The sequence below is a fragment of the Sphingomonas sp. Root241 genome (genome assembly GCF_001428865.1).
GTDB lineage: Bacteria > Pseudomonadota > Alphaproteobacteria > Sphingomonadales > Sphingomonadaceae > Sphingomonas.
Window position 1 is genome coordinate 896,331 of the sequence record NZ_LMIV01000001.1, and the last position, 12,354, is coordinate 908,684.

Consider the following 12,354-nt stretch of genomic DNA (forward strand, 5'->3'; position numbering starts at 1 on the left):
GGTGCTTCGACAAGCTCAGCACGAACGGGGGTTTGGGCGGTCATTCCACCACGACGAGCGGCTGGTCGAACTCGACCGGCTGGCCGTTCTCGATCAGGATCGCCTTGACCGTGCCGGCGGCGGGCGCCTGGATCGGGTTCATCACCTTCATCGCCTCGATGATCAGCAGCGTATCGCCCGCGGCCACCTTGTCGCCCACCGATACGAACACCTTCGCCTCGGGATTGGGCTTCAGATAGGCCGTGCCGACCATCGGCGACTTGACTGCGTTCGCCGCGGCGGCGGGCGCAGGCGCCCCGGCTTCGGCGGCGGCAGGCGCGGCGACGGGCGCCGGTGCGGCCGCCGCGGGCGCGGCATATTGCGCTGCCGGTGCGGCGGTCACGGTGCGCGCGACGCGCACGCGACGTTCTCCGTCCTCGACTTCGATTTCGGTAAGCTGCGTCTCGTCGAGCACGGCGGCGAGCTGGCGGACCAGCTCGATATCGACGTGCATCGCCCCTTGTTTCTTATCTTCGGCCATTGCGACCCTTTATCCGATGAAAGCGCGCGCTCATGTCAGAGACGCGCCGCGGCTTCAAGCGCGAGCATGTACGACAGCGCTCCGAAACCGGCGATGGTTCCGCGCGCGGCACGGCCGACGAAGCTTTCGTGCCTGAACTCTTCGCGCGTGAGCGGGTTGGAAATATGCACTTCGATCACGGGCGTCTTGATCGACCGTATCGCGTCGTAAAGCGCCAGGCTGGTGTGGGTGAGCGCCCCGGCATTGAGCAGCACGGCCTTCGCGCCCCGGGCCTGCGCCTCATGCAGCCAGTCGATGAGGTGCCCCTCATGATTCGACTGGCGCAGGTCGATGTCGAGATCGAGCTCTTTCGCCCGATCCTCCATCCGGCCCGCAATGTCGTCCAGCGTGTCCGAGCCGTAGATCTCCGGCTCGCGCAGCCCCAGCAGATTGAGGTTGGGACCGTTGAGGACGTAGATCGTATCGGCCAAGCCGGTGCCTTTCGGTTGCGGGCGTCTGCATCGCCTCTATATGACGCAACGTCAGCGATCAAATCGGGCGCTTCGTCCCATTCCCGTTCGCCCTGAGCTTGTCGAAGGGCTGCACTTCTCCCCGTCCACCCGGACGCGAAGAAAGAACAGGGCTTCGACAAGCTCAGCCCGAACGGAGGTTTAAGCGCGTGCACACCGACGGTACCGTCAGCATAGTCGTCAATGGCGAGCACAAGCGCGTCACCGCCGGCCTCACCATCATCCAGCTCGCCGAGCAGCTCGGGCTGGTGCCCGAGAAGATCGCAGTCGAGCGCAATCTCGAAGTGGTGCCGCGCTCGACCTTGGGTGAAGTGCTGGTCAAGGACGGCGACGAGCTCGAGATCGTCCACTTCGTTGGCGGCGGCGATCATGCCCGCCCGATCGACGAGGACACGTGGAGCGTGGCCGGCAAGACCTTCCGCTCGCGGCTGATCGTCGGCACCGGCAAGTACAAGGATTTCGAGCAGAATGCCGCCGCGGTCGCGGCATCGGGCGCCGAGATCGTCACGGTGGCGGTGCGCCGGGTGAACGTGTCCGATCCGAACGCGCCGATGCTCACCGACTATATCGATCCGAAGAAGATCACCTACCTCCCCAACACCGCCGGCTGCTTCGACGCCGAGAGCGCGATCCGCACGCTGCGGCTGGCGCGCGAAGCCGGCGGCTGGGAGCTGGTGAAGCTCGAGGTGCTCGGCGAGGCGCGCACGCTCTATCCCGACATGGTCGAGACGCTGCGCGCAACCGAAGTGCTGGCCAAGGAAGGCTTCAAGCCGATGGTCTATTGCGTCGACGATCCGATCGCGGCGAAGCGGCTGGAGGATGTGGGCGCAGTCGCGATCATGCCCCTGGGCGCGCCGATCGGCTCGGGGCTCGGCATTCAGAACCAGGTGACGATCCGGCTGATCGTGGAGGGCGCCAAGGTGCCGGTTTTGGTCGACGCCGGCGTCGGCTCGGCGAGTGACGCGGCAGTGGCGATGGAACTCGGCTGCGACGGCGTGCTGATGAACACCGCGATCGCCGAGGCGAAGGACCCCGTTATGATGGCCGCGGCGATGAAGGCGGCGGTCGAGGCGGGACGGTTGTCGTACCGCGCGGGGCGGATGGCGAAGCGGCGGTACGCCGACCCGTCGAGTCCGCTGGCAGGGCTGATCTAACGCGGCATCCGGCTTGCAAAGCGGCCGGCCGCTAACGCCCCAGTAGCGGACGCTCTTATAGCCCTCTCCCGCTTTCGCGGGAGAGGGTTGGGTGAGGGTCTTCTTTCTTCTATTTCTTGCGGCATGCGCACGCCTGTCCGTCGCCAGACGAATCGCCATGCCTCCCGACTCCGCAAGGAAGCGACGGATGTCGAGCACTTGCTTTGGGGTATGCTGCGCGGTCGGCGACTGCTCGGCCACAAATTCCGCTTCCAGGCCACGATCGAACCCTTCGTGGTCGACTTCCTGTGCGTAGAGGCACGACTGATCATCGAGGTGGACGGCAGCCAGCACAATGCCGAGGCGGATGCCGGGCGAACGCAATTCCTCCAGAGCCGCGGGTATCGGATCCTACGGTTTTGGAACAACGAGGTTCTGGAGAACCTCGACGGCGTGCTGGAGGTCATCATCGCGGCACTCGATGCCGACACGCAAGGCTAGTGAGATAGAAGAAGACCCTCACCCAACCCTCTCCCGCGAAAGCGGGAGAGGGCTTGAAATCAACGACCGCTCTCCACCATTTGCAGACATGCTTGCAATGTAGGATTTCGTCTGACAGCCTCATCCTGCTCGTGCGAAAGCAGGAGTAGCGCTGCTTGGTCCACACCCTCCTGGATTGCCTGCGCAGGAACACGGCCGGCCAGAACCATGCAGCCAGTGTGACCCTAGTGTGACCTTTCGCGGCTAACCACCACTTCCTGCCGTTCATAGGCGCGCGCCCGACGATCGTCAGCGAATGACCGAGTGGTGAATGGCCAAGGCTTTCCGCACGCCGTCCGGCCGCGCATTGACCGCGCTCCGGAAGAGGCCGAGATCATGGCGTGCGGACGGCGACCGGATCCGTAGCATTGGTTCTGGAGGGACGAATGAGCGGATATGTGGTGACCACCGATAACGGCAACGATCACAGAAACTTCTTCATGGTGAACAACGCCGACCCGAAATCGGCATGCGCCGAGATCAACCGATTCATGAAGCTGAACAATGCCGTGGCGCTCGCTCCGATGAGCGATACGACGCTCGACCATTTCCAGGTCGTGGCAGGCACGCCATGGCTCTTCACGACCCTCCATTCGCCCACCGGGAAGGTTACCAGCAGCCAGTTCCCGTGACGGTCGTCGCTTGCGCTGGCACGCCCGCGGCGAACCCGATGCTGAGGGAAGCGGCCCGACTTCCGTAGCCATGCCGAAAATCGGGTGCGCTTGCCATCCTGGCGGATCCTGGTCCGGATAAGTCGCGCGCCCGGTCGCTCAGCGCCCCTTGCGTACCAGCCAGATCGCCCTTCCGCCGGTCGCGTGATCGTGCGGTACGAACGCCACTTCGAGCAGCCCGTGCCCGGCGAACAGCGCGCGATACTCGGCCGGGGCGAGGCTGGCGTGATAGAGTTCGTCCCCGAACTGGCAGCCGATCGTCTCGTCGCGCGCGGAGCCCGTGTTGAACAGGAAGGCGCCGTCTGGCGCGAGCAGTCCGGCCGCCTTGATCACCATCGCTGCCTGATCCTCCGGGGGCAGATGGAAGATGCTGTCCCAGGCGATCACGCCGTGGAACGGTCCCTCCACCACGGCATCGCGCATGTCTGCGTAGATCCAGCGATGCCGCCCGAACCGGGTGCGGGCGAGCGCGATCATCCGTTCGGAGGCGTCGATGCCGGTCAGCTGCCGGTCGCGGTCGATCAGATAGCGCGCGATCGGCTCGCCTGCGCCGCAGCCGAGGTCGAGGATTTGTCCCCCCTTCGGCACGGCGAGCAGGAAGCGGTCGAGCCAGCCCTGCTCGACGAAGTTCCGGCGGCGCGCTTCGTCGAAAGCGTGCGCATGGCGCTCATAATGTTCGGCAATCCGATCGGGCATCGAAGGAACCCTCACCCGGCGCGGACCGTTGTTGTCGAAAGCGAAAGACAGGGCGCAGTCACGCGCCGATCCGCGGTCAGGAGTTTGAAATCATGGGTGAACTCGTCGACAAGATCAAGGGCAACGTCAATGAGGCGGCCGGCAAGATCAAGCAGCAGAGCGACAATCCCGACACCCGCGACGAAGGCGCCGCGCAGGAGATCAAGGGCAAAGGCGAGCAGTTCGCCGGCAAGGTGAAAGGCGCTCTCGGCGACGATATCTGACGCGAGGTTTGCCGTTGAGGACGAAAGGGGCGGTCTCGCAAGAGGCCGCCCCTTTTGCGTCAGTCGGGAACGTAGAACGACCAGAGGCCGCTCGGCAGCTTGCTGGCGGCGAAGCGTACCGGGCGGTGCGACGCGCCGACCTCGCAGATCATGAACGATTGGGTCTGCGCAGGCTCGAGGGGATTGGGCAGGTTCACCGTTTTGCTGCCGAGCCAACGCCATTCCTGCTGCCACACCTTCACACCGGCAAGCGCGAGATGATCGCCTTCCCTGCCGATGTGCACCGTCTTCCAACCCATTTTTCAGTCTCCTTGCCCCCATTATAGAGGCTGCGGAGCGGGTCAGCGGTCGCGGATCGCGCTGATTGTGGTGCCCGGGGTGATGAATTCGACATCGGTCTTCAAATGGAGCAGCCGCACGCCGGTTTCGGCCAGCGCGCGCTCCAGTGCGGGGGCGAATTCCTCGGTCCGTTCGACGGTTTCGGCCCAGCAGCCATAGGCCCGGCCGAGCGCGGCGAAATCGGGATTGTGCAAGTTGGTGCCCGAGAGGCGTGCCGGATATTCGCGCTCCTGGTGCATGCGGATCGTGCCGTAGGCACCGTTGTCGATCACCAGCACGAGGATGTCGGCCTTGTGCTGGACGGCGGTGGCGAGTTCCTGCCCGTTCATCATGAAATCGCCGTCGCCGGCGAGCGCGACCACCTGCCGCTCCGGCGCGCGCAGCTTGCCCGCGACCGCGGCGGGGACGCCATAGCCCATCGCCCCGGCGGTTGGCGCGAGCTGCGAGGGTTGCGGCCCGTAACGCCAGTAACGGTGCCACCAGCTCGAGAAATTGCCCGCGCCGTTGCAGATGATCGTATCCGCCGGCATCGCCGCGCGCATCGCCGCGACGCACTGGCCGAGATCGAGCGTTACGCCCTCGCGTGGTCTCGGGGTGGACCATTCGAGCCATTCGGCATGGGCCTCGGCGGCGGCGCCGCTGCGGATCGGCGGGATGTTCTCCTGCGCCGCCGCGCCGGTGAAGCTCGCCATGTCGGCGCAGATCGCGACGTCGGCGCGATAGACCCGGCCAAGCTCGTTCGGATCGGGGTGGACGTGGATCAGCGTCTGCCCCGGATGATCGAGGGTGATCAGCGCATAGCCATCGGTCGTCGCCTCGCCGAGCCGTGCGCCGACGGCGAGGATCAGGTCCGCGCCCTTGATCCGCGAGACCAGTTTCGGGTTGGGCCCATAACCGAGATTGCCGGCATAGACCTGCGATCCGGCGGGAAGCGCGTCCTGCCGCCGGAAGGCACTGGCGACGGGCAGGCCGATACGTTCGGCGAAGCTGGCGAAGGCCGCACCTGCCGCCGCGGTCCAGCCCGCGCCGCCGACGATCGCGATCGGGCGGTCGGCCTGCTTTATCAGCGCCGCCAACGCCTGCATCGCGTGCCGGTCGGGTGCCTGCTTGATGCGGGGCAAGGGCGGCCGATCGACTGCCTCGACCTCGTCGCACAGCATGTCCTCGGGCAGCGCGATCACCACCGGCCCCGGCCGGCCGCTCGTCGCCACGTTCCACGCCCGCGCGACATATTCGGGTATCCGCGCCGCATCCTCGATCCGCGTCGCCCATTTGGCGAGCGGCGCGAACATCGCCGGGAAGTCCACTTCCTGGAATCCCTCGCGGTCGCGCATCCCGCGGTCGACATCGCCGATGAACAGGATCATCGGCTGCGAATCCTGCATCGCCATGTGGACGCCGATGCTCGCGTTGGTCGCCCCCGGCCCGCGGGTGACGAAGGCCACGCCCGGCCGTCCGGTCATCGCCCCGTCGGCGCACGCCATGAAGCCCACGCCGCCTTCCTGCCGGCAGGTCACGACATCGATCTGGGGCGTGTCGTGCAATGCGTCGAGCACGGCGAGGAAGCTCTCGCCTGGCACATGGAAGATGCGGTCGCAGCCTTGTGCGACCAGATTGTCGACGAGGATCCGGCCCCCGGTTCGTTTCGCGGTCATGCCCGCTTCCTAGCGCGGCTGACCTGCCTCGCGTAACCCCCGGCCGCTATGCCGGCCATGCCGCGGCGGAATGGCGCCCGCTCAGGACGCCCATTCCGCGCGCAGATCGGCCTCGCTGCCGTTGAAGTGGTTATAGTCGATCTTGCCGCCCGCATTGCCGGGGATGCCGGGCACGGTCGACGCCTTTTCGGCATATTGCCACAGCCAGTAGCTCGACCAGCTTTTCTGGACCTTCGCGGTGGGGTTGTACTCGGCGTGCCACAGCCGGTGCGCGCCCCAGAAGGGATCGACGCTGTTGCCGAGCTTCTCCTTGATCAGATGCCCGCTGTAGAGCACTGCACGGCGCCCCAGTTTCTCGTGGATCCGCTCGAGGAATTCGCGCGCCTGATCGAAGCCCATCTGGAACTTGGCGTCGATCTCATAGTCGAGCGCGACCAACGTGTTCGGGCCGGGCTGCGCCTTGAGCAGGAAATTATCGACCTGCGCCTTCACCGGCGCGTTGGTGCCCCAATGATAGGCGCCCCAGAGCAGCCCGGCACCTTCGGCGGCGGCGCGGCGCTCGGTATAGGCCTTGTCCTTGCCCGTCTGTCCGGTGGTCGCCTTGTGGATGACCCCGAGCAACCCTGCGGCGCGCGCCTGGGCGAAGCTGTTGACGACATTGCCTTGATAGAGGTCGATCACCACCGGAATCCGCGGCGCCTCGGCCGAAGTGGCGATCGGCGTACGCGGCGCTGCCGGAATCGGAGCGGGTGCCGGCGTGGGGAGAGGGGTGGGTGCCGGCGTCGGGAGCGGGGCCGCTCCGGCGGCGAACGGCGTCAGCGGGCCGCAACCGCCGGCCCAGACATAGGCATTCTCGTCGGTCCTGTACCAGAGCGGGTTGCCGTCGACCGACAGCCCGGCGACGATCGCGCGGACGTTGAGCGGCGTCCCCGCGAGCACTTTCCGCAGCACCGGCGCGTCGGTGGTGGCGGCGCCCTGGCGCAGATTGACCTTGGCGGTGGTGGTGACCTGACCCGAGATCAGGATTTGCGGGTGCTGCGGCATGGCTCAGCCCACCGCATCGTCGCCGGAGGGTCCCGGATCGGGCGCCGCGGTTGCCGCGCCGCCGACACCGACTGTCTCCTGTCCGGCGGGTATTCCCGGCGAAGGCGTGGCCCGGCTCATGAAGCCTTCGATGAAATCGGCGCCCGAATAGCCGGCGCCGAGCAATGCGGCGATCTGCGCCGAGGCGACCGCGTGGATATTGCCGATCAGGCTCACGCTCGCCAGCGCGCCGGCAATCGCGCCGATCGCCAGCGAAGTGACGAGCCGGCTCGGCTCGATCACGTCGGACACCGTGGCGGCGCTATTGCTGACGGCGTCATTGAGCTTCTTGAGGCCGACAATGCTGCGAATAGCCTGACCGAGCGCACCGAGCATCGCGCCGAGCCCGATAAGCTGCATCCATGTTGTCGCGTCGAATGTGGTGTCCACAGTGCAGCTCCCCTTTTGCCGACTGCCGAGTCTATATTTGCGAGAATTGCATAGCTGCACGGAAATGCAAGCTATGCTCTTGTGGCCGACCGATCGCATGGAAGTATTCAGTCCGGCGAGGTAGGCGGGGCTGTGGGGAACTCTTGCGGGAAATAAAAGAAAGGGCCGCGCGGCAATGCCGCACGGCCCTGTCGATTTCACGCCTGGATCAGAAACGGATGCCGAGGCCCGCCGTCACCTGGTCGCGGTTGAGGTCGATCTCCTCGTAGCGCGAATAGCGATATTCGACCTTGCCGTAGAAGCGGCCGAAATTATGCTCGATGCCGCCGCCGAAGCGGTAGCCGTCGGTGTTGACGGAGCCGAGACCGTCGATGTTGACGCGCGCGTTGGTCAGACCGCCCTTGGCGTAAACCAGCGTGTTCGGCAGCGCGACGAAGCCGATGCGGCCGCCGACATAGAGATCGCGACCGGCGCTGGCGCCGTCTTCCTCGGTGGTCGAGCCGGTGATCTCGGCATCGGCGCCGATCACGGCACGGCCGATCTGCGCATCATAGCCGAGCGCGCCGCCATAAGTGAAACCCGACGCACCCGCGCCATTGCTACCGACATGATCCCAGCCGGCAACGACTTCCGCGCGCGGGCCAGTGAAGGTCGAGGTCGCTTCCTGAGCGAAAGCGGGAGTGGCAAGAGTCGCCAAGGCAAGCGCCGACACTGCGAACAAACGCATTATGTTATCCTTCGTACTTTACTTTCACCGGTCCCAGAACAGGGCCGGGGCGCGCTACCTAGGTATTGCTGGCCGGACGTCAATGTCGACAATGCTGCAATGCGGTAACTAAATTGGCCTCTGTAACAATTATGCAACATCTGCATTGTTGCGCAATTTAGGCAAGTGCGTGAGAGATGCGCCACCATTATAAATTCGGCGCCGCCGCGATGCGCGATAGCAAAGTTGAAACCTGGTTCAGGTTTGCTTGACCGCCCGGGCAGGGGCAGATTATCGCCGCGCCAGTTCAGGAGAGAATCGCGAACCATGAAGAAGCTCTATGCGGACGCGGAAGCGGCATTGGACGGGCTGCTGTTCGACGGCATGACCTTGTGCGCGGGTGGCTTCGGCCTGTGCGGGATTCCCGAGCGGCTGATCGACGCGATCCAGGCTTCGGGCGTCAAGGACCTGGCGATCGCGTCGAACAATGCCGGCATCGACAATGAGGGCCTCGGCAAGCTGCTGCGCAGCCGGCAGGTGAAGAAGATGATCTCCTCTTATGTCGGCGAGAACAAGGAGTTCGAGCGGCAATATCTGAGCGGCGAGCTCGAGGTCGAATTCTGTCCGCAGGGCACGCTCGCCGAACGCTGCCGGGCGGGGGGAGCGGGCATTCCGGGCTTCTACACCAGGACCGGCGTCGGCACCCAGGTCGCCGAGGGCAAGGAATCGAAGGTCTTCGACGGCGAGGAGTATATCCTCGAGCGCGGCATCCGCGCCGATCTGTCGATCATCAAGGGCTGGAAGGCCGACGAGAGCGGCAACCTCATCTTCCGCAAGACCGCGCGCAACTTCAACCAGCCGATGGCGACCGCGGGCCGGATCTGCGTCGCCGAAGTCGAGGAAGTAGTGCCCGTCGGCAGCCTAGATCCCGATCAGATCCATTTGCCCGGAATCTACGTGAAGCGGCTGATCGTCGGCGCCCCCTACGACAAGAAGATCGAGTTCCGCACCGTCCGCACCCGCGAGGCGGCGTGATACGGCGCCCGGCGCTGGCCTGCATGGCGGCGGCTCCGCTCGCCGCGCTGGTGCTGTCGGGGTGCGCGGCGGCGCTGGTCGCGGCACCGCTGGCAGCCGGCGCGGGCGTGTACAAATCGTCCCAGGATCGGCCGGCTAGGCGTGACCGCAAGCGCCCCCGGCAGCAGGTGGCGAAGCCCGGGCAAGTCTACACCGCGCCCGACGGAAGCAAGGTGCAGGTCACCAACCTGACCGCGCTGCCCCCGCCCAGCGGCACTTCAGCCGGGCCGGCGCCGACCGTCGGCACTGCGCCGGGCGGCATGCAATTCCTCTACGGCTCGGGCGAAGCCGCCGCGCTCAGCCTCCAAGCCTATCAGGCGCTGTGGAATTACCTGAAGGTCGAGATCGGCTATCGCCGCGACAAGTCGCAAGTCCGCTCGGTCGTGCTCGCACCCGGGTCGACGCTCGACAATCCGCGTTTCGAAATGTGCGGCAAGCGCCCGCTGGCGGTGGTGCTCGACATTGACGAGACTGCCTTGCTCAATCTCGGCTATGAACGTGACGAGGCGATCCGTGGCGGAAGCTACGATGCGGCCCGCTGGACGCGCTGGGAGCAGACCGGCGCCGACAAGGTCGCTGCCGTCCCCGGCGCGGCGGAGGCACTCGCGGCGGCGCGGGGCGAAGGCTTCAAGGTGATCTTCAATTCCAATCGCTCGGCCGCGACTGCCGCGCAGACCGCAGCCGCGCTCGAACATGCCGGCCTCGGTCCGGCGGACCTCTTCGACACCTTGTGGTTGCGTGGCGAGGGCGAGCCGAGCGGCAAGGACGCGCGCCGCCAGCAGATCGCGCAACGCTATTGCATCGTCGCGATGGCGGGCGACCAGTTGGGCGATTTCAGCGACCTGTTCAATGCGCCGGACGCGCCGGTGCTCGCGCGGCGCAACAGCGTGGGCGGCACGTTGCTCGCGCCGCTCTGGGGCGCGGGCTGGTTCATGCTGCCGAACCCCGTTTACGGCACCGCGCTGAAGGGTGGCGTGGCCGAGATATTCCCGCCGGACGCGCATTGGACCGATCCGGCACAAGGAGCCGCGCGATGAGCTTTGGACGCAAGGGTGTCGTCACCGACGAACTCGACATATCGAGCGCTGCGCACCTGCTCCAGGGCAGCCGCGAGTTCCTGCGCATGTGGGCGAAGCCCGGCGGCCCGGCCACGTGCCTGGTCGATCCCGCGGCGCTCGGCGCCGATCCGGCGCTGTTCGGCATCGCGTTGGTCGATTGCGTCCGCCACGGCGCGCGCGCCTGGGCGAACGCCACCGGCATCAGCGAGGCCGAAGCGCTCGACCGTATCTGGTTCGGCGTCGATGCCGAGCGCCAGTCTCCCACCGATCTTGGCAAGGAAGTGCATTGATGCCCTGGACCCGTGACGAAATGGCCGCGCGCGCCGCGAAGGAGCTCAAGGACGGCTTCTACGTCAATCTCGGCATTGGCATCCCGACGCTCGTGGCGAACCACATACCCGAGGGCGTCGAGGTCACGCTCCAGTCCGAGAACGGCATGCTCGGCATCGGCCCCTTTCCCTATGAAGGCGAGGAGGACCCGGACCTGATCAATGCGGGCAAGCAGACGATCTCGGAGCTGCCCAGCTCGGTCTATTTCTCGTCGTCGGACAGCTTCGCGATGATCCGCGGCGGGCATATCGACCTGACCGTGCTCGGTGCGATGGAAGTCAGCGAGGCGGGCGACATCGCCAACTGGATGATCCCGGGCAAGATGATCAAGGGCATGGGCGGCGCGATGGACCTCGTCGCCGGGGTCAAGAAGATCATCGTGGTGATGGAGCACAACTCCAAGGCGGGCGACCCCAAGTTCATCCCGGCCTGCACGCTGCCGCTCACCGGCAGGAACGTCGTCGACATGATCATCACCGATCTCGCGGTGTTTCAGCGCCCCGATCATGACAGCCCGTTCCGGCTGGTCGAGCTCGCGCCGGGAGTGACGGCGGAGGAAGTCGCCGCGAAGACCACCGCCAGCTACGAAGCCGCCGTCGTCGCTTGACGGAGGCGCGCGTTGACGCTGTGCCGGCCGAGGCGTAGCGTTCGGATATGGGCTGGTTCCGCCGCCGTTATCTCGACCTTCTGGGCTCGATCTACATCTACAACGAGCATCGCGGCTATACGAGCATCGATCGGGTGCTCGAGGCGGTGCGTGCGCGGTCGCCGGACGATGTCGCGCTGATCGCCGCGATCGAGAAGCACCGCGCCGACGAGCGCAAGCACTATCTCATGTTCAAGCGCTGGTTCGAGCTACAGGGCAAGATGCCGCTCAGGGTCGATCGCACCTGCGGCCATATCGATCGCTTCGTCGAGATCATGTTCCGCCGCACGATCGACGATCTCGATACGGAAGCGATCATCGCCAGCGACGACGAGTTCGAGAAGCTCTGCCGGGTGATCTCGCTCACCGAGCAGCGTGGCTACAGGCAGGTCGATATCCTGCTGCGCCATCCTTTGGTCACCGGCGACAAGGTGCTGATGCGGATATTCCGGATCATCGAGAAGGACGAGCCGAGCCATTGGGCGCCCTATGACGGCTGGCTGAAGGCGAACGGCAAGCGCGATCCGAAATGGTGGGAGCGGGCGATAGACAGCTTCATCCACTCCGAACTGCTGTTCCTCAAGCTGCCGGCATTGTTCCTGAACCCGTTCGTGGCCCGCCGCACCGACTGGGCGGATGCGCAGGAGCCGGCCCAGCGGCTGGCGACGCCGCTGCCGGTGGGGCTGTAGCCCGGGGCGGACCGAAGCTCGCGAACCACCTTGGCAGGAGCCATGCTCAGTC

General features: G+C 65.8%; 17 protein-coding genes. 9 read left to right on the top strand and 8 right to left on the bottom strand.

Features of this window, described 5'->3' with window-relative positions:
• Nucleotides 1–40 precede the first annotated feature (40 nt).
• Together accB and aroQ are read right to left on the bottom strand one after the other, a co-directional pair.
• Entirely contained in the window at nucleotides 41–520 is a 480-nt protein-coding gene (accB, locus tag ASE13_RS04280; protein ID WP_056611877.1) for an acetyl-CoA carboxylase biotin carboxyl carrier protein, read from the bottom strand.
• Nucleotides 521–555: 35 nt separating this feature from the next.
• The gene (gene aroQ / locus ASE13_RS04285; protein WP_056611881.1) at nucleotides 556–990 is read right to left on the bottom strand and encodes a type II 3-dehydroquinate dehydratase; all 435 of its coding nucleotides are present in this window, start codon (nucleotides 988–990) and stop codon (nucleotides 556–558) included.
• A 188-nt stretch (nucleotides 991–1,178) separates the two neighbouring features.
• Between aroQ and thiS the strand changes: the two genes are divergently transcribed.
• The 3 genes from thiS to ASE13_RS04300 all read left to right on the top strand — a co-directional run bounded on the left by thiS (nucleotide 1,179) and on the right by ASE13_RS04300 (nucleotide 3,334).
• Entirely contained in the window at nucleotides 1,179–2,183 is a 1,005-nt protein-coding gene (gene thiS, locus ASE13_RS04290; protein WP_082596357.1) for a sulfur carrier protein ThiS, read from the top strand.
• A 123-nt stretch (nucleotides 2,184–2,306) separates the two neighbouring features.
• Complete coding sequence (locus ASE13_RS04295) at nucleotides 2,307–2,663, top strand: endonuclease domain-containing protein (protein WP_056611884.1); 357 nt, start codon at nucleotides 2,307–2,309, stop codon at nucleotides 2,661–2,663.
• 425 nt (nucleotides 2,664–3,088) lie between these two features.
• Nucleotides 3,089–3,334 (top strand): hypothetical protein, encoded by a 246-nt coding sequence (locus tag ASE13_RS04300; protein ID WP_056611887.1) that lies wholly within the window; start codon nucleotides 3,089–3,091, stop codon nucleotides 3,332–3,334.
• A gap of 138 nt (nucleotides 3,335–3,472) precedes the next feature.
• Here ASE13_RS04300 and ASE13_RS04305 read toward each other — a convergent pair whose 3' ends face one another.
• Nucleotides 3,473–4,069: a class I SAM-dependent DNA methyltransferase gene (locus ASE13_RS04305; protein ID WP_056611890.1), complete on the bottom strand. Its 597-nt coding sequence runs from the start codon at nucleotides 4,067–4,069 to the stop codon at nucleotides 3,473–3,475.
• Nucleotides 4,070–4,161: 92 nt separating this feature from the next.
• Between ASE13_RS04305 and ASE13_RS04310 the strand changes: the two genes are divergently transcribed.
• Nucleotides 4,162–4,332 carry a CsbD family protein gene (locus ASE13_RS04310; protein WP_056611893.1) on the top strand — a complete coding sequence of 57 codons (171 nt, stop codon included), beginning with the start codon at nucleotides 4,162–4,164 and terminating at the stop codon, nucleotides 4,330–4,332.
• A gap of 59 nt (nucleotides 4,333–4,391) precedes the next feature.
• Here the strand turns inward: ASE13_RS04310 and ASE13_RS04315 are convergent, their stop codons facing one another.
• From ASE13_RS04315 to ASE13_RS04335, 5 genes are all read right to left on the bottom strand, one after another.
• Nucleotides 4,392–4,631, bottom strand: a complete 240-nt coding sequence (locus ASE13_RS04315) for a hypothetical protein (protein ID WP_056611896.1) — start codon at nucleotides 4,629–4,631, stop codon at nucleotides 4,392–4,394.
• Nucleotides 4,632–4,673: 42 nt separating this feature from the next.
• The gene (locus ASE13_RS04320; RefSeq protein ID WP_056611898.1) at nucleotides 4,674–6,326 is read right to left on the bottom strand and encodes a thiamine pyrophosphate-binding protein; all 1,653 of its coding nucleotides are present in this window, start codon (nucleotides 6,324–6,326) and stop codon (nucleotides 4,674–4,676) included.
• A gap of 81 nt (nucleotides 6,327–6,407) precedes the next feature.
• Nucleotides 6,408–7,370 carry a glycoside hydrolase family 25 protein gene (locus ASE13_RS04325; RefSeq protein WP_056611901.1) on the bottom strand — a complete coding sequence of 321 codons (963 nt, stop codon included), beginning with the start codon at nucleotides 7,368–7,370 and terminating at the stop codon, nucleotides 6,408–6,410.
• A 3-nt stretch (nucleotides 7,371–7,373) separates the two neighbouring features.
• Complete coding sequence (locus ASE13_RS04330) at nucleotides 7,374–7,799, bottom strand: hypothetical protein (RefSeq protein WP_156404734.1); 426 nt, start codon at nucleotides 7,797–7,799, stop codon at nucleotides 7,374–7,376.
• Between the two features lie 208 nt (nucleotides 7,800–8,007).
• A complete protein-coding gene (locus ASE13_RS04335) occupies nucleotides 8,008–8,526 on the bottom strand; it encodes an outer membrane protein (protein ID WP_056611907.1) in 519 nt (172 codons plus the stop codon).
• A gap of 306 nt (nucleotides 8,527–8,832) precedes the next feature.
• On the opposite strand from ASE13_RS04335, the gene ASE13_RS04340 reads away from it, so the two are divergent.
• From ASE13_RS04340 to ASE13_RS04360, 5 genes are read left to right on the top strand one after another with little or no spacing between them, the layout of a single operon-like run.
• Nucleotides 8,833–9,540: a CoA transferase subunit A gene (locus ASE13_RS04340; protein ID WP_056611910.1), complete on the top strand. Its 708-nt coding sequence runs from the start codon at nucleotides 8,833–8,835 to the stop codon at nucleotides 9,538–9,540.
• Nucleotides 9,537–10,616 (top strand): HAD family acid phosphatase, encoded by a 1,080-nt coding sequence (locus ASE13_RS04345; RefSeq protein WP_235536836.1) that lies wholly within the window; start codon nucleotides 9,537–9,539, stop codon nucleotides 10,614–10,616. Before ASE13_RS04340 ends, ASE13_RS04345 begins: the two co-directional genes overlap by 4 nt.
• Entirely contained in the window at nucleotides 10,613–10,927 is a 315-nt protein-coding gene (locus tag ASE13_RS04350) for a DUF5076 domain-containing protein (protein WP_056611914.1), read from the top strand. The genes ASE13_RS04345 and ASE13_RS04350 overlap by 4 nt, the downstream gene beginning before the upstream one ends.
• Nucleotides 10,927–11,574 (top strand): 3-oxoacid CoA-transferase subunit B, encoded by a 648-nt coding sequence (locus ASE13_RS04355; RefSeq protein WP_082596358.1) that lies wholly within the window; start codon nucleotides 10,927–10,929, stop codon nucleotides 11,572–11,574. The genes ASE13_RS04350 and ASE13_RS04355 overlap by 1 nt, the downstream gene beginning before the upstream one ends.
• 47 nt (nucleotides 11,575–11,621) lie before the next feature.
• Entirely contained in the window at nucleotides 11,622–12,302 is a 681-nt protein-coding gene (locus ASE13_RS04360) for a hypothetical protein (RefSeq protein WP_056611920.1), read from the top strand.
• Nucleotides 12,303–12,354 lie beyond the last annotated feature (52 nt).

Coding starts and splice junctions, on each gene's coding strand:
- accB (WP_056611877.1), bottom strand. CDS start 520: ATGGCCGAAGATAAGAAACAAGGGGCGATGCACGTCGATATCGAGCTG.
- ASE13_RS04295 (WP_056611884.1), top strand. CDS start 2,307: ATGCGCACGCCTGTCCGTCGCCAGACGAATCGCCATGCCTCCCGACTC.
- ASE13_RS04300 (WP_056611887.1), top strand. CDS start 3,089: ATGAGCGGATATGTGGTGACCACCGATAACGGCAACGATCACAGAAAC.
- ASE13_RS04305 (WP_056611890.1), bottom strand. CDS start 4,069: ATGCCCGATCGGATTGCCGAACATTATGAGCGCCATGCGCACGCTTTC.
- ASE13_RS04310 (WP_056611893.1), top strand. CDS start 4,162: ATGGGTGAACTCGTCGACAAGATCAAGGGCAACGTCAATGAGGCGGCC.
- ASE13_RS04315 (WP_056611896.1), bottom strand. CDS start 4,631: ATGGGTTGGAAGACGGTGCACATCGGCAGGGAAGGCGATCATCTCGCG.
- ASE13_RS04320 (WP_056611898.1), bottom strand. CDS start 6,326: ATGACCGCGAAACGAACCGGGGGCCGGATCCTCGTCGACAATCTGGTC.
- ASE13_RS04325 (WP_056611901.1), bottom strand. CDS start 7,370: ATGCCGCAGCACCCGCAAATCCTGATCTCGGGTCAGGTCACCACCACC.
- ASE13_RS04335 (WP_056611907.1), bottom strand. CDS start 8,526: ATGCGTTTGTTCGCAGTGTCGGCGCTTGCCTTGGCGACTCTTGCCACT.
- ASE13_RS04340 (WP_056611910.1), top strand. CDS start 8,833: ATGAAGAAGCTCTATGCGGACGCGGAAGCGGCATTGGACGGGCTGCTG.
- ASE13_RS04350 (WP_056611914.1), top strand. CDS start 10,613: ATGAGCTTTGGACGCAAGGGTGTCGTCACCGACGAACTCGACATATCG.
- ASE13_RS04355 (WP_082596358.1), top strand. CDS start 10,927: ATGCCCTGGACCCGTGACGAAATGGCCGCGCGCGCCGCGAAGGAGCTC.
- ASE13_RS04360 (WP_056611920.1), top strand. CDS start 11,622: ATGGGCTGGTTCCGCCGCCGTTATCTCGACCTTCTGGGCTCGATCTAC.